The 15,039-nt window shown below is 73.4% G+C and carries 13 protein-coding genes; 10 read left to right on the plus strand and 3 right to left on the minus strand.

Annotated features, from left to right (window positions below; translation table 11 throughout):
- Nucleotides 1-19: 19 nt before the first annotated feature.
- Nucleotides 20-715, minus strand: a complete 696-nt coding sequence (locus tag QI633_RS07230; RefSeq protein WP_141799755.1) for a UDP-N-acetylglucosamine acyltransferase — start codon at nt 713-715, stop codon at nt 20-22.
- Complete coding sequence (locus QI633_RS07235; RefSeq protein ID WP_282428542.1) at nt 712-1,848, minus strand: DegT/DnrJ/EryC1/StrS family aminotransferase; 1,137 nt, start codon at nt 1,846-1,848, stop codon at nt 712-714. The genes QI633_RS07230 and QI633_RS07235 overlap by 4 nt, the downstream gene beginning before the upstream one ends.
- A gap of 100 nt (nt 1,849-1,948) precedes the next feature.
- On the opposite strand from QI633_RS07235, the gene QI633_RS07240 reads away from it, so the two are divergent.
- The 7 genes from QI633_RS07240 (at nt 1,949) to proB (ending at nt 10,562) form a co-directional block, all read left to right on the plus strand.
- On the plus strand, nt 1,949-3,028 hold the full coding sequence (locus QI633_RS07240; RefSeq protein ID WP_160158302.1) for a methyltransferase domain-containing protein: 1,080 nt from the start codon (nt 1,949-1,951) through the stop codon (nt 3,026-3,028).
- A 23-nt stretch (nt 3,029-3,051) separates the two neighbouring features.
- Nucleotides 3,052-3,771 carry a TIGR03936 family radical SAM-associated protein gene (locus QI633_RS07245; protein WP_141799752.1) on the plus strand — a complete coding sequence of 240 codons (720 nt, stop codon included), beginning with the start codon at nt 3,052-3,054 and terminating at the stop codon, nt 3,769-3,771.
- Nucleotides 3,772-4,083: 312 nt separating this feature from the next.
- Nucleotides 4,084-6,996 (plus strand): Rne/Rng family ribonuclease, encoded by a 2,913-nt coding sequence (locus QI633_RS07250; protein WP_282428543.1) that lies wholly within the window; start codon nt 4,084-4,086, stop codon nt 6,994-6,996.
- Between the two features lie 183 nt (nt 6,997-7,179).
- On the plus strand, nt 7,180-7,482 hold the full coding sequence (rplU, locus tag QI633_RS07255; RefSeq protein ID WP_141799750.1) for a 50S ribosomal protein L21: 303 nt from the start codon (nt 7,180-7,182) through the stop codon (nt 7,480-7,482).
- Between the two features lie 34 nt (nt 7,483-7,516).
- On the plus strand, nt 7,517-7,771 hold the full coding sequence (gene rpmA / locus QI633_RS07260; protein WP_038680592.1) for a 50S ribosomal protein L27: 255 nt from the start codon (nt 7,517-7,519) through the stop codon (nt 7,769-7,771).
- Between the two features lie 120 nt (nt 7,772-7,891).
- A complete protein-coding gene (gene obgE / locus QI633_RS07265) occupies nt 7,892-9,454 on the plus strand; it encodes a GTPase ObgE (protein ID WP_141799749.1) in 1,563 nt (520 codons plus the stop codon).
- Nucleotides 9,447-10,562, plus strand: a complete 1,116-nt coding sequence (gene proB / locus QI633_RS07270; protein ID WP_174245233.1) for a glutamate 5-kinase — start codon at nt 9,447-9,449, stop codon at nt 10,560-10,562. Before obgE ends, proB begins: the two co-directional genes overlap by 8 nt.
- Here the strand turns inward: proB and QI633_RS07275 are convergent.
- On the minus strand, nt 10,552-11,628 hold the full coding sequence (locus QI633_RS07275; RefSeq protein WP_160158301.1) for an FAD-dependent monooxygenase: 1,077 nt from the start codon (nt 11,626-11,628) through the stop codon (nt 10,552-10,554). The two genes, proB and QI633_RS07275, sit on opposite strands and share 11 nt — an antisense overlap.
- Nucleotides 11,629-11,695: 67 nt before the next feature.
- On the opposite strand from QI633_RS07275, the gene QI633_RS07280 reads away from it, so the two are divergent.
- Genes QI633_RS07280 through QI633_RS07290 form a run of 3 tightly spaced genes read left to right on the plus strand, consistent with a single transcriptional unit; the run spans nt 11,696 to nt 15,035 of the window.
- Nucleotides 11,696-12,871 (plus strand): cysteine desulfurase family protein, encoded by a 1,176-nt coding sequence (locus QI633_RS07280; protein WP_141799747.1) that lies wholly within the window; start codon nt 11,696-11,698, stop codon nt 12,869-12,871.
- Between the two features lie 20 nt (nt 12,872-12,891).
- On the plus strand, nt 12,892-14,007 hold the full coding sequence (gene mnmA, locus QI633_RS07285; RefSeq protein WP_141799746.1) for a tRNA 2-thiouridine(34) synthase MnmA: 1,116 nt from the start codon (nt 12,892-12,894) through the stop codon (nt 14,005-14,007).
- Nucleotides 14,008-14,027: 20 nt separating this feature from the next.
- Nucleotides 14,028-15,035, plus strand: coding sequence for a methionine synthase (locus tag QI633_RS07290; RefSeq protein WP_282428544.1), 1,008 nt, complete (start codon nt 14,028-14,030; stop codon nt 15,033-15,035).
- Nucleotides 15,036-15,039: the final 4 nt, after the last annotated feature.

Below are 15,039 nucleotides of genomic sequence, written 5' to 3' on the forward strand. Positions count from 1 at the left end.
CTGATCTCCTCCTTGCAGGTCAGGCGCGCTCGCGCCGGTCGAGCCAGGCGCGGACGGGGCCGCGGAGCTCGGCGTCGATGAGGTCGAGGTCGGTCTCCTCGCCGAGCACGATCGCGGCGAGCGGCTCGTGGTTGGCGGGCCCGACGCCCAGCTTGTCGAGGCGGAACATGTTGAGCCGGGTCGGTCGGGCCGGGGCGCCCATGGCGATCGTGAAGGGAGGCACGTCGCGCGTCACGGCGGCCTGCATGCCGGTCATCGACGCGGCGCCGATGGTCAGGCGCTGGTGCAGTGCGGCGCCCAGGCCGACGGTCGCGTCGTCCTCGATGACGGTGTGGCCGCCGACCAGCACTGCGCAGGAGATCGTCACCCGGTCGCCGACGTGGGCGTCGTGCCCGAGGTGGGCCTTGCCCATCAGCATGGTGTCGTTGCCGATGATCGTCCGGTCCTGCCAGCCCGTGTTGACCGTGACGAACTCCTTGAGGATGTTGCGGTCACCGATGGTGATGCCGCCCTCGCCCAGCGCCTCGTCCCAGCTCGGTCCGTAGATGTGGCCGTGGACCTCGGCAGCGCCGCCGATCGACACGTGGCTGGCGATGAAGTTGTCGTCGCCGATGACCACAGGTCCCTGGATCACCGTGAACGGGCCGATGACGTTGTTGTCACCGAGCTCGACCTCCGGGCCGAGGACCGCCGTGGGATGGATGCGGTTGCTCATCGTGCGTCCCCCAGGACGGATCGGACCTGCGCGGCGACGTACTCGACGTCATCGGTGGTGAGGTTGGCGTGCATCGGCAGGGCGAACTGCTGGCGGAACAGGCGGGCCGAGACGGGGCAGGCCTCCTGCGAGCCGTAGACCGGCTGCAGGTGGCTCGCGTAGGTGCCGAAGTTGCTGCCGACGCCGCGCTCGCGCAGGCCCATGACCAGCGCGTCGCGGTCGACGCCGTCGCCCGCGGTGACCAGGTAGGACTGCCAGGGGTGGGTGCGGTCGGCCAGAGCGACGGGAAGCGTCAGCTCGTCGATGTCGCCGAGCAGGTCGGCGTAGAGCTCGGCAGCGCGGGTCCGGGCCGCGACCAGGTCGGGCAGGCGCTTCAGCTGGACCCGCATGATGGCGGCCTGGACGTCGGAGAGCCGGTAGTTGTAGCCGGCCATGTCGAAGGACGGCACCGCGAGCTGGTTGCTGCCCTCGCGCGTCACCGCCGGGGCGATCCCGTAGGTGTGCAGCTTGCGGGCCAGGTCCATCCGGGTCGTGTCGTCCCCGACGAGGGCCCCGCCCTCGCCGCTGGTGATCCCCTTGCGGCCGTGGAAGCTGAAGGCGGCCAGGTCCGCGAGGGATCCGGCCGGTCGGCCCTTGTAGGACGCACCTGCGCTGCAGGCGGCGTCCTCGACGAGCCAGAGTCCGTGTCGATCCGCGACGGCCCGCAGCTCGTCGAAGTCGGCCGGCTGGCCCACGAGGTCGACCGCGACGATGCCGACGGTGCGCTCGGTCACGAGGGCCGCAGCGGCGTCCGGGTCGATCGTGCCGATGTCGGAGCGGACGTCGGCGAACACCGGCTTCGCGCCGGTCCAGACGACGGCGTGGCCCGTGGCGGGGAAGGTGTAGTCCGCGACGATGACCTCGTCACCGGGCCCGGCGCCCAGGACCTGGAGGGCGAGGTGGAGCGCCGATCCGCAGTTCGAGGTGGCCAGCGCGTGCGCCGTGCCGGCGGAGACGGCGAACTCCTTCTCGAAGGCGACGCACGTCGGACCGGCCCCGGAGACCCAGCCACTGGCGAAGACCTCGCGCAGCGCGTCGATCTCCTCCTCGCCGAGGGTGGGCGCGCCCAGCGCGACGCTCCGAGTGGGGATCATGTGTTCTGCCTCCAGGTTGCGTGAGCTCGGCACCCAAACCTAGTGGATGTGAGCACGTTCGGTGGCGGCGGGGCGGCACGCCTGGCCTATGCTCCCGGACATGTCGATCGAGAACGGCTCCCGACCGCGGACGAAGCGGGATGCGGGGCCGGAGGCGCAACGCGAGGCGATGGCGAAGCGCCGTGCGCAGTTCCTCGCCTACTTCGACTTCACCCAGGGCCGTGGACTGGAGATCGGGCCGCTGGACTCCAGCATCGCGGATCCCGAGTCCCACGACGTCAGGTTCGTCGATGTCTTCGACACCGAGCGCACCCGCGCGCACTATGCGGAGGACCCGAACGTCGTCCTCGAGCTGATCCCCACCATCGACTTCCCGCTCTACGCCGACGGGCAGTTCCGGGCTCTTCCCGAGGCGACCGCCGCCGGCGCCCCGTTCGACTGGGTGATCGCCTCCCACGTGATCGAGCACGTGCCCGACGTCATCGGGTGGCTGCAGCAGATCGGCGAGATCACGAGTGACGACGCCCGGCTGGTCCTCGCCGTACCCGACCGGCGCTACTGCTTCGACCGGCACCGTCCCCCGACGACCACCGGCCAGGCGCTCGAGGCGCACGAGCAGCAGGCGACCCGGCCCGGAACGCGTGCGATCTACGACTTCTTCCGCACCACCGTGAGCGTCGACAGCCGCAGGCTGTGGCGCGGTGCCCGCCCGCCCGGCCGCGACGCCCGCATGCACGAGCTGTCCACGACGCTCGCCCACGTCGACCTGGGCAGGGCCGGCGAGTACATCGACTGCCACGTGTGGACGTTCACCCCGCAGTCCCTCTTGGAACAGGTGCAGGAATGGCGTGAGCTGGGCCTGGCGCCCTGGTACGTCGAGCGCATCGACGAGGTGAAGGGCAGCGTGGAGTTCCACGCCGTCCTGCGCCGGGCCTCCCGCACGGGGGACTCGGCCGCCGCGGAGGCCGCCGAGCCGCAGCTCGCCTCGGACCTGCCGGACTGGCTGGAGGAGGAGTACCGGCTCCGCGCCGAGGTGTCCGAGCTGCGGGCGCAGCTGAAGCAGCTGCGCAACAGCAACAAGCAGCTGACCCACCGGCTCAAGCAGGCCGAGGTGCCCGTCGCGACGCGGATCCGGCGGGGCACGCTGCGTCGGGTGCGGGCTCTCAGATCGTCGAACTGATCCGGGGCCGGTAACCTCGCCCGGTGGCTCGACAGCTTCCCGAACAACAGGCACCGCCGGTCCAGCGGATCCGGATCCGGTACGCCAAGCGCGGCCGGCTGCGCTTCACCAGCCACCGCGACGTGAGCCGCGCCATCGAGCGCGCCGTCGTGCGGGCGGGGATCCCGATGGCGTACTCCTCGGGGTTCCACCCGCACCCGCGCATCTCGTACGCCGGCGCCTCGCCGACCGGGGCGGCCAGCGAGTCGGAGTACGTCGAGCTGGGCCTGTCCGAGGAGCGGGAGCCGGGCGCGGTGGGGGCGGCGCTGGACGCCGTCCTGCCCGACGGTCTCGACGTGGTGGTGGCCGTGGACGCGGCGGCGACCACGGCCGGCTCGCTCGCGGACCTGCTGACCGCTAGTCACTGGCTGATCGACCTCGGGGGAGCCGAGGCCGAGCGGACTCGGGCGGCGGTCGAGGCGTTCTTGGCGACGGAGTCGGTCACCGTGGAGCGGATGACCAAGAAGGGCCTGCGCGCCTTCGACTGCCGTGCGGCGGTGGTGCGGCTCCTGGTGACGCCCGAGGGCGACCTGGACCTGCTGCTCGAGCACACCGTGCCCGCCGTACGGCCCGACGACGTGCTCACCGGCCTGCGCGAGGTCAGCGGCCTCGACGTCGCCGCGACCGGCCTGCTCACGCGTGTGGCGCAGGGTGTCCTGGAGCGGTCCACCGGGGCGATCGGCGACCCGCTCGCGACCCGCTGACGGGCCAGTGATGCCCGCCACGGGCGGGCCGTGTGCGATACTCGCCACAGATTTCCACCCGCGCGCGTCCCACAGGACAGCGAGCGGAGAGATCGACGACGTTCTCGCCGGACGGCAGGTGACTGACCGCCCGGCACGGTGGAGACGGACCACCGCCCGACGCGACGCACACGGCGACCGCGGCAGGCGAGCGGCCCCGCCTCCGGCGACGCACGACCGCGGAGGGTGTCGTCCCACGCAGGCTTGTGGCGCCGCCCGTGCGAGCGCCGATGACACCCCGGGTGCGCAGCACCCGGGTGGAGGAGTAGCGCAATGACCGACGCGCCCACTGACACACCGACCGAGATCCCGGCCGAGGCCCCCGCCGACAAGGTGGCGAAGGCGGAGAAGCCTGAGAAGGCCGCGAAGCCGGCCAAGAAGGCGGCGGCCAAGAAGACCACCGCGAAGAAGACCGCCGCGAAGAAGGCCACCGCGGCCAAGAAGACGGCTGCGAAGAAGACCACCGCGGCCAAGAAGACGGCTGCGAAGAAGACCACCGCGGCCAAGAAGACGACCGCGAGCCGGGCGAAGGCCAAGGCCGCGCCCACCTCCGAGCAGCTCGAGCTGACCGCCGAGGTCGAGGAGACCGCTCCCGAGGCCGCCGGGGCCCTGGCCACCGCCGTGCTCTTCCAGGCGCCCGTCGCCCCCGTGGGGGAGGTGGCCGTCGCGCCGGAGGTCGCCGCGGAGCCTGCGGAGGAGGAGCCCGCCGCCGAGGAGCCCGCCGCCGAGGAGCCGGCTGCCGAGCCTGAGACCGCCGAGCCTGAGACCGTCGATCCTGAGGCCGTCGAGCCTGAGGCCGTCGAGGAGCCGGCTGCCGAGGAGGCGGCTGCCGAGGAGTCGGGCGAGGAGTCCGGCGAGGAGTCGACCGACGAGGACGACGACAGCGAGGGCGACGAGAACGGCACCGGGAGCGGCGCCGCCCGCCGGCGCCGTCGCCGAGGTGGCCGTCGCCGCCGCAAGCCGGCCGCGAGCGCCGAGGGCGAGGACGGCGGGTCCGCCGAGGGTGACGACGCCGAGAGCGCCGAGAGCACCGACCAGGCCAAGGACGGCGAGTCCGCCGAGGGCGAGAGCGCCGAGGGCGAGGAGTCCGAGGAGGGCGCCGCGAGCGGCGGGTCCTCCTCGTCGCGCCGGCGCCGCCGGCGCCGCCGCGCCGGCGAGGGCGGCGGCGACAACGAGGGCGACGACCCCGAGAACACCGTCACCCGGGTCCGCAAGCCCCGTTCCGCCGAGGACGAGATCACGGCCGTGTCGGGCTCGACCCGCCTCGAGGCCAAGAAGCAGCGCCGCCGCGAGGGCCGCGAGGCCGGCCGCCGCCGGGCGCCGATCGTGAGCGAGGCCGAGTTCCTGGCCCGCCGCGAGTCCGTGGAGCGCGTGATGGCGGTGCGCCAGCGCAAGGACCTCACCCAGATCGCGGTGCTCGAGGACAAGGTCCTCGTCGAGCACTACGTCGCCCGCGAGTCGCAGACCTCGCTCATCGGCAACGTCTACCTCGGCCGCGTCCAGAACGTGCTGCCCTCCATGGAGGCCGCGTTCATCGACATCGGCAAGGGCCGCAACGCCGTGCTGTACGCCGGCGAGGTCAACTGGAGCGCGCTGGGCCACAAGGACGGCGAGCCGCGCAAGATCGAGTCGGTCCTGCAGTCCGGCCAGACCGTGCTGGTCCAGGTGAGCAAGGACCCGATCGGCCACAAGGGCGCCCGGCTCACCAGCCAGGTCAGCCTCGCCGGCCGCTTCCTGGTCTACGTCCCGGACGGCACCACCTCCGGCATCTCCCGCAAGCTGCCCGACACCGAGCGCTCGCGCCTCAAGACCCTCCTCAAGGAGATCGTCCCCGACACCGCCGGCGTGATCGTGCGCACCGCGGCCGAGGGCGCCTCGGAGGAGGAGCTGACCCGCGACGTCGAGCGGCTCAAGGCGCGCTGGGAGGACATCGAGGGCAAGGTCGCGAAGGGCAACGCCCCACAGCTGCTGTACGGCGAGCCGGACCTCACCCTCAAGGTGGTCCGCGACCTGTTCACCGAGGACTTCGCCAAGCTCGTCGTCCAGGGCGACGACGCCTGGACGACCGTCAAGGAGTACGTCGACCAGGTGGCTCCCGACCTCACCGAGCGTCTCGAGCGCCACGAGTCCGGCGACGGCGTCCCGGACCTGTTCTCGACGTACCGCATCGACGAGCAGATCTCCAAGGGCCTCGACCGCAAGGTCTGGCTGCCCTCGGGCGGCTCGCTGATCATCGACCGCACCGAGGCGATGACCGTCGTCGACGTCAACACCGGCAAGTTCACCGGGTCGGGCGGCAACCTGGAGGAGACGGTCACCAAGAACAACCTCGAGGCCGCCGAGGAGATCGTCCGCCAGCTCCGGCTGCGCGACATCGGCGGCATCATCGTCGTCGACTTCATCGACATGGTGCTCGAGTCGAACCGCGACCTCGTGCTGCGCCGCCTCGTCGAGTGCCTGGGCCGCGACCGGACCCGTCACCAGGTCGCCGAGGTCACCTCGCTCGGCCTGGTCCAGATGACCCGCAAGCGGATCGGCACCGGCCTGCTCGAGGCGTTCAGCGAGACCTGCTCGCACTGCCAGGGCCGCGGCATCGTGGTCCACGACCTCCCGGTCGAGCCCAAGCGCGGGGGAGGCGAGCAGGACGAGTCCCGCCGCGGCAACCGCCGTCGCAAGGGCAAGGGCGGCGGCCAGGGCGACAACCAGGCCGAGACGCCCGCCGAGGCGCCCAAGGCGGTGCCGTCACCCAAGGACATCGCCGCGATGGCCAAGCCGGCCGACCACGACCATGACAACGAGCAGCCGGACGTCGAGCCGGTCGAGCCGGTCGTCGAGGAGGCTGCCGTCGAGGAGGCACCCGTCGAGGAGACGTCCGTCGAGGTCGTGGAGAGTGTCGAGGCCGTCGTCGAGGCGCCGGAGCCCGAGCCGGAGCCCGAGCCGGAGCCCGAGCCGGAGCCGGTCCCCGTGGCCACCACGACCGTGGTGACCCGGACCCGCCGCCGCGCGGCCACCCGCCCCGCCGGCCCGCCGGCCGAGGCCGCGGAGCCCGCCGCCGACGCGACACCCGACGCGACGCCCGACGCAGGGACCGACGTGGGGACCGACGAGGCCTCCGAGGACGCCCACGAGGAGCCGCACGTCGAGCACGTCCCGATCAAGCGCAAGGGCGGCTCGCGCAAGCGCTAGTCGCCACGCGGCCGGTCCGGACGCCCCGTTTTGGCGGATTCCGGCCCGGCTGCGTAACATTGTTCGTCGGTGCGCCGCCGAGGCGTTCCGTTCTGCTGGCACCCGGCATCGTGCGACGTACGTCGCGGCGTGGGATCCGCAGTGTGCCGTAGACCCAGACGTTGAACCAGAAGGAGCCCGGTGGTGTACGCGATCGTGCGCGCAGGCGCGAAGCAGGAGAAGGTCGCTGTCGGCGACGTCATCGAGATCGACAAGGTCTCCACGCCCGTCGGCGACACCCTGACCCTTCCGGTCGTGCTCGCCGTCGACGGCGACAAGGTGACGGCCACGGGCCTCGACAAGGCGGCCGTGACGGTCGAGGTCCTCGGTGCCACCAAGGGCCCGAAGATCATCATCCAGAAGTACAAGAACAAGACCGGCTACAAGAAGCGCCAGGGTCACCGCCAGAAGTACACCCAGGTCAAGGTCACCGACATCAAGCTCTGACCCCCGGTCAGCACGACACCCCAAGGACTGAAACATGGCACACAAGAAGGGCGCGGCGTCCACCAAGAACGGCCGCGACTCGAACGCCCAGCGCCTCGGCGTGAAGCGCTTCGGCGGCCAGGTCGTCAACGCCGGCGAGATCATCGTCCGCCAGCGCGGCACCCACTTCCACCCGGGCTCCGGCGTCGGCCGTGGCGGCGACGACACCCTGTTCGCGCTGATCCCCGGTGCGGTGGAGTTCGGCAAGAAGCGCGGCCGCAAGGTCGTCAACATCGTCCCGGGTGAGTGAGCTGACGCTCGCTTGACCTGCGGATTCGAAGGGCGTCCCGGTTCGGGGCGCCCTTCGACCATTTTGGCTTCGAGGCTCGCAAGCTCGCACCTCAGCCACCGAGTTGAAAAGATGTAACCCATGGCCGTCCCCACCTTCGTCGACCGCGTGGTCCTGTCCGTGTCCGCCGGTCGCGGCGGCAACGGCGTCGCGTCGGTCCACCGCGAGAAGTTCAAGCCGCTCGGCGGCCCCGACGGTGGCAACGGCGGTCCGGGTGGCTCGGTCATCCTGCGCGTCGACCCCGACGTGACGACGCTGCTCGACTACCACCACAGCCCGCGCCGCAAGGCCGAGCACGGCGGCCACGGTGCCGGCGACCGCCGCAACGGCTCGCACGGCGCCGACCTGGTCCTCGCCGTACCTGCGGGCACCGTCGTCAAGCAGCGCAACGGCGAGGTCGTCGCCGACCTGGTGACACCCGGCGCGGAGCTGGTCGTCGCCCAGGGCGGACGTGGTGGCCTCGGCAACGCCGCGCTGGCGTCCAAGACGCGCAAGGCCCCCGGCTTCGCGCTGCTCGGTGAGCCGGGCGACGAGCTCGAGGTCGTCCTCGAGCTCAAGGTCGTCGCCGACGTCGGCCTGGTGGGCTACCCCAGCGCCGGCAAGTCCAGTCTGATCGCCGCCATCTCGCGGGCCCGGCCCAAGATCGCCGACTACCCGTTCACGACGCTCGTGCCCAACCTCGGCGTGGTCACCGCCGGCGAGACCGTGTTCACGGTCGCCGACGTACCCGGCCTGATCGAGGGCGCGGCCGAGGGGCGCGGCCTGGGCCACGACTTCCTGCGCCACATCGAGCGCTGTGCCGCGATCGTGCACGTCCTCGACACGGCGACCCTGGAGCCGGGCCGCAACCCGCTCGACGACCTCGACGTGATCGAGGACGAGCTGCGCCGGTACGGCGGCCTGGAGGACCGGCCGCGCCTCGTCGCGCTCAACAAGGTCGACGTCCCCGACGGCCGCGGCATCGCCGAGCTGGTGGTCGAGGAGCTGCGCGAGCGCGGCCTTCGGGTCTTCGAGATCTCGGCGGTGTCCGGCGAGGGCACCCGCGAGCTGATCTACGCGATGGCCGAGATCGTGCTGGCGGCCCGCCAGGCCAAGGCGACCGAGATCCCGGCACGGATCGTCGTACGGCCCAAGGCGGTCGACGACGACGGCTTCACCGTGAAGCGCACCGGTGCCGGCTGGCGGGTGCGGGGTGCGAAGCCGGAGCGCTGGGTGCGCCAGACCGACTTCAGCAACGACGAGGCCGTCGGCTACCTCGCCGACCGGCTCAACCGCCTCGGCGTCGAGACCCGGCTGGTCCAGCTGGGTGCGGTGGAGGGCGACGCCGTCCTCATCGGCCCGACCGAGAACGCGGTGGTCTTCGACTTCAAGCCCGGCATCGACGCGGGCGCCGAGAACCTGTCGCGTCGTGGTGAGGACGACCGCTTCCACGAGGCGCGGCCCGCCGCGGCACGCCGCCGCGAGATCCAGGAGCACATGGACGAGCGGGCCGAGGGCGAGACCCGCGCCGACGTGGCGCGCCGCCTCGACCAGCCCGGGGTCTACGGCCCGAGCTCGTTCGAGATCGGCTCCGAGGAGGACCCCGACGCCAAGCCTGCGCCGAGCTTCGACGACGACTGGCTGGAGGACGACCCCGGTGAGTGAGCGCGCCCTGGTGACGCAGGCGCGCCGGATCGTGGTCAAGGTCGGCTCGTCGTCCCTGACCACCGCAGCCGGGGGCATCGCCCCCGAGCGGATGAGCGCGCTCGTCGACGTCCTCGCCGCCGCCCGGGCGCGCGGCGCCGAGGTCGTCCTGGTGTCCTCGGGCGCGATCGCCGCGGGCCTCGCGCCGCTCGGCCTGCGCAAGCGGCCGCGCGGGCTCGCGGCCCAGCAGGCCGCGGCCAGCGTGGGCCAGGGCCTGCTCGTGCACCGCTACACCGAGGAGCTCGCCCGCCACGGCCTGATCGCCGGGCAGGTGCTGCTCACCCTCGACGACGTCACCCGGCGCTCCCACTACCGCAACGCGCACCAGACGTTCGCGCAGCTGCTCGAGCTCGGCGTGATCCCGATCGTCAACGAGAACGACACGGTCGCGACCACCGAGATCCGCTTCGGCGACAACGACCGGCTGGCCGCGCTGGTCGCGCACCTGGTCCACGCCGACCTGCTGGTGCTGCTCTCGGACGTCGACGGCCTGTACGACGGCCCTCCGTCGCGCCCCGGCGCGCGGTTGATCCCCGACGTGCGCACCGACGCCGACCTCGCCGATGTCGTGGTGGGCTCGGTCGGCGCCGCCGGTGTCGGCACCGGCGGCATGGTGACCAAGGTCGACGCCGCCGCGATCGCGACCGGCTCGGGGATCCCGGTCGTCCTCACCTCCGCCGACCGGGCGGGCGAGGCGCTGGCGGGCAAGTCGGTCGGAACCCTGTTCCACCCCACCGGCAAGCGCCGGCCCACGCGGCTGCTCTGGCTACGGCACGCCACCGAGGCCAAGGGTGCACTGGTCCTGGACGCCGGCGCGGTGCGCGCCGTGGTCGAGCGGCGCGCGTCCCTGCTGGCCGCCGGTGTCACCGGTGTACAGGGCGACTTCAGCGCGGGCGACCCGGTCGACCTGCTCGACCCCGACGGCGGTGTCGTGGCCCGGGGCCTGGTCAACTTCGACGCGGCCGAGGTCCCCGACCTGCTCGGTCGCTCGTCGAAGGATCTCAAGCGCGAGCTCGGGGCGGCGTACGAGCGCGAGGTCATCCACCGCGACGACCTCGTCATCCTCTGAGCGCCCGCAGCACCCATCCGTCGGGCACCAGCGCCGAGAGGCGGTGCACGACCGCGGGCGCGTCGACGACCCGGCTGGCGGCGCGCGATGCCCGCACCGCCCGCTCGGCGGGGCGGCGCCGCTGTCGCTCGAAGGCCGTGAACGCAGTCGCAGGCGTCCCTGGCACGGCGAGCAGCGCCGCCAGCAGCGCAGCGTCGACCAGCGCCTGCCCACCGCCCTGTCCCAGGTGTGGGCGCATCGGGTGGGCGGCGTCGCCCAGCACCACGACCGGGCCGTCGGTCCAGTGCCGCAGCCGGCCGCGGTCCAGCACGTCGTTGCGGCTCACGGTCGCGGGGTCCGTGCCGGCCAGCACCCGCGCCACGGGGTCCGGCCAGCCCCGGAACGCCCGAGCGACATGGGCGAGCTCGTCGGGCGCCGTGCCGCCCTCGGGCTCGCGGACCGTCGCGAACCAGTAGGCCAGGTCGTCGCCCAGGGGCACCACGCCGAGCTCCTGGCGCTCGCCCCAGACCTGCACGGGCGTCAGCCCCGGTGCGCTGGTCAGGCCGCGCCAGGCCGGGAAGCCGGCGTACGTCTCGCCCAGGCCGGGCTGCAGGGTCCGCGCCACCAGCGACCGGAAGCCGTCGGCGCCGACCAGCGCGGCCGCGTCGATCGGTCCGCCGGAGGTCTCGACCCACACCCCGCTGCCGGTCCGCCGGTAGCCGGTGACCGCGCACCCGAACGTGACGCTGCCGGGAGCCGTCGCGGCGTGCAGGACCTCGACCAGCACCCCACGACGTACGGCGAGCAGCGGCAGGTCCAACGACCGGATGGTCCGTCCGGCGCGCGTGCGGACCGTCCCGGGCCCGACGGGGTGCCCCGCCGCGCGGACGGCGGTCCCGACGCCGATCCGGTCGAGCGCGTCGAGCGCGGCCGGCCAGAGCGAGATCGCGCCGCCGGTGCTGCCGAGGGCGGGCCGCTCGTCGAGCAGCCGGTAGCGCCACGGGGTGCCGGCGTGGGTGAGTCCCGCCGCGAGGGCCAGGCCGGCGATCCCGGCCCCGGCGATCACCAGCTCAGGTTCCTCGGGCACGTGGCCACGGTAGCGACGCGTGGCAGTTGGTCGCCGCTCCCGGGGGCGCCGTAACCTTGGAGGCGCCATGAACGACTCCCGGACGGTCTACCTCGACCACGCCGCGACGACGCCGATGACCGACGTCGCGGTGGAGGCGATGACCGCCCACCTGCGCGAGGTCGGCAACGCCAGCTCGTTGCACGCCTCGGGCCGCCGCGCCCGCCGGGTGGTCGAGGAGTCACGCGAGACCGTCGCACAGGCCCTGGGCTGCCGGCCGGGCGAGGTGGTGTTCACGTCCGGCGGCACGGAGGCCGACAACCTCGCGGTCAAGGGCCTGTACTGGTCGCGCCGCGACGCCGACCCGCGCCGCACCCGGATCCTGGCGACCGCGGTCGAGCACCACGCGGTGCTGGACGCGCTCGCCTGGCTCGAGGAGCACGAGGGCGCCGACGTCGAGCTGCTGCCCGTCGACCACGACGGCCGGCTCGAGGTCGACGCGCTGCGGGCCGCGGTGGAGCGCGAGCCGGAGTCGGTCGCGCTGGTCACCGTGATGTGGGCCAACAACGAGGTCGGCACCCTCCAGCCGGTCGGCGAGGTGGTCGCCGTCGCCCGGCCCCACGGCATCCCCGTGCACACCGACGCCGTGCAGGCGGTCGGCGCCACTCCGGTCGACTTCGCCGCCTCGGGCGTCGATGCGCTGTCCCTGTCGGGGCACAAGGTCGGCGGGCCGCAGGGCGTCGGTGCGCTCGTCGTACGACGCGAGGTCGAGCTGGCCGCTCTGGTCCACGGCGGCGGGCAGGAGCGTGACGTGCGCAGCGGCACGCTCGACGTCCCCGCGATCGCGGGGTTCGCGGCCGCGGTCGAGCTCGCGGTCAAGCAGCAGAGCGAGCACGCCGCCCGGCTGACCGGCCTGCGTGACGACCTCGTCGACGCCGTACGACGGGCCGTGCCGGACGCTGTCCTCAACGGCGACCCGGTCGGCCGGCTGCCCGGCAACGCCCACCTCAGCTTCCCCGGCTGCGAGGGCGACTCGCTGCTCATGCTGCTCGACGCCCGCGGCATCGAGTGCTCGACCGGCTCGGCCTGCTCGGCCGGCGTACCCCAGCCCTCGCACGTCCTGCTCGCCATGGGGCGCACCAGCGACGAGGCGCGCAGCTCGCTGCGGTTCAGCCTGGGCCACACCAGCAGCGCCTCCGACGTCGAGGCGGTCGCCGGCGCGATCGGGGCCGTCGTCGAGCGGGCCCGTGCGGCCCGCGCCTGAGCGCCGGAGGTGAGCACGGGATGAAGGTCGTCGCCGCCATGTCCGGGGGAGTGGACTCCGCCGTCGCCGCCGCCCGCGCCGCCGAGGCCGGGCACGAGGTGACGGGCATCCACCTGGCCCTCTCGCGCAACCCGAAGTCCTACCGCACCGGCGCCCGCGGCTGCTGCACCATCGAGGACGCCAACGACGCCCGCCGCGCGGCCGACGTGATCGGGATCCCGTTCTACGTCTGGGACCTGTCCGACCGCTTCCACACCGACGTGGTCGAGGACTTCATGGACACCTACGCGGCCGGGCAGACGCCCAACCCGTGCCTGCGCTGCAACGAGAAGATCAAGTTCGCCGCGGTGCTCGACAAGGCGCTGGCGCTGGGCTTCGACGCGGTCGCGACCGGGCACTACGCCTCGGTCCGCGCGTCGGCGGGTGGCGAGATCGAGCTGCACCGCGCCGTCGACGGGGCCAAGGACCAGTCCTACGTGCTCGGCGTGCTCGACGAGCAGCAGCTGCGGCACTCGCTGTTCCCGCTCGGAGACACACCGAAGCCGCAGGTGCGCGCCGAGGCCGCCGCGCGCGGGCTGCTGGTCGCAGACAAGCCCGACAGCCACGACATCTGCTTCGTCGCCGACGGTGACAACACCGGCTGGCTGCGCGAGAAGCTCGGTGACCGTGCACCCAACCAGGGCGGCGAGATCGTCGACGACCTCACCGGCGCGGTGCTCGGCGAGCACACCGGCACCTACGGCTTCACCATCGGCCAGCGCAAGGGCCTGCGCCTGGGGCACCCCGCGCCCGACGGCCGGCCGCGCTACGTCCTCGACATCGAGCCCGTCTCCGGCACCGTGACGGTCGGCCCCCGTGAGCGGCTCGCCGTCGACCGGGTCGAGGGTGACCGGGTGCGCTGGTGCGGACGCCCACTCGCTGCCGGCACCGTCCTCGACGGCTCCGAGGTGAGCGTCCAGCTGCGCGCCCACGGCGCCGAGCACCGGGCGGTCGTCCACGTCGGCGCCGATTCCCTGCGCGTCGACCTGATCGAGCACGCCGAGGGCATCGCGCCCGGCCAGGCCGTGGTGGTGTACGACGGCACCCGGGTCGTCGGGTCCGCCACCATCACCGCCACCCGGCGGGTGACGGTGTGAGTGCCGGTGTGAGTGCCGGTGTGAGGGGCACCGGCGTCGGCTCCTTCCCCGGCGACACCCAGCGCGACTACGACGAGGCCCTGTCCGTCGTGCTCGGCGAGCTCGCGGGCGATGCGCACGGACTGGCGTTCGTGCCCGAGGTGCCCGGCCGCGGCGCCGGCGCCGCGATGACCGGGCGCACCCTGGGCCTGGTCACCGAGCTCGACGCCGACCTGCAGCCCGAGGGCTGGCGGCTCACCGGCACCTCCGGCGCCGCGCCGCTCGACCAGCGCCGGGCCCGCAGCCTGCTCGCCCAGGACCTCGACACCCTCGAGGAGCGCGCCGCGGGCCACGCCGGGCCGTTCAAGGTCCAGGTCACCGGGCCGTGGACGCTTGCCGCCACCGTCGAGCGGCCCCGCGGCGACAAGCTGCTCGCCGACCACGGTGCTCGCCGCGAGCTCGCGCAGGCGCTCGCGGTCGCGGTGACCGACCACCTGGCCGACGTACGCCGCCGCCTGCCGGAGGCCACCGAGCTGGTCCTCCAGCTCGACGAGCCGGCGCTTCCGGCGGTGCTGGCGGCCGGCGTACCGACGGCGTCGGGGTTCGGCAAGCACCGGACCGTCCACCCGCCCGAGGCCAGCGAGGCGCTCGAGTGGGTACTCACCGCGGCGAGCGCTGCCGGCGCGACACCGTGGGTGCACTGCTGCGCGCCGGACGGGCCGATCGGGCTGCTCCGTGGCGCCGGTGCCCACGGCGTGATGGTCGACCTCGACCTGCTCGACGCCGACGGCCACGACGCGGCCGCGGAGGCGCTGGAGGCGGGCGACACGATCGTGCTCGGCGTCGTGCCTGCGACCGGCCCGCTGCCGGGCGACAAGGTGCTGGTGGAGCGGGTGCTGCGTTGGCTCGACCTGCTCGGCCTCGACCCCGAGAAGGTCGGCGGCTCACTGGCGGTCTCGCCGTCCTGCGGGCTCGCCGGCAGCACCCGGGCCGAGGCTCGCCACGCCCTCGAGCTGGCCCGGAACGTGGCGAGGTCCGTGTCAGGCTGACCGG

Origin of the sequence: Nocardioides sp. QY071 (assembly GCF_029961765.1) — a bacterium.
In the GTDB taxonomy this organism is placed as follows: domain Bacteria; phylum Actinomycetota; class Actinomycetes; order Propionibacteriales; family Nocardioidaceae; genus Nocardioides.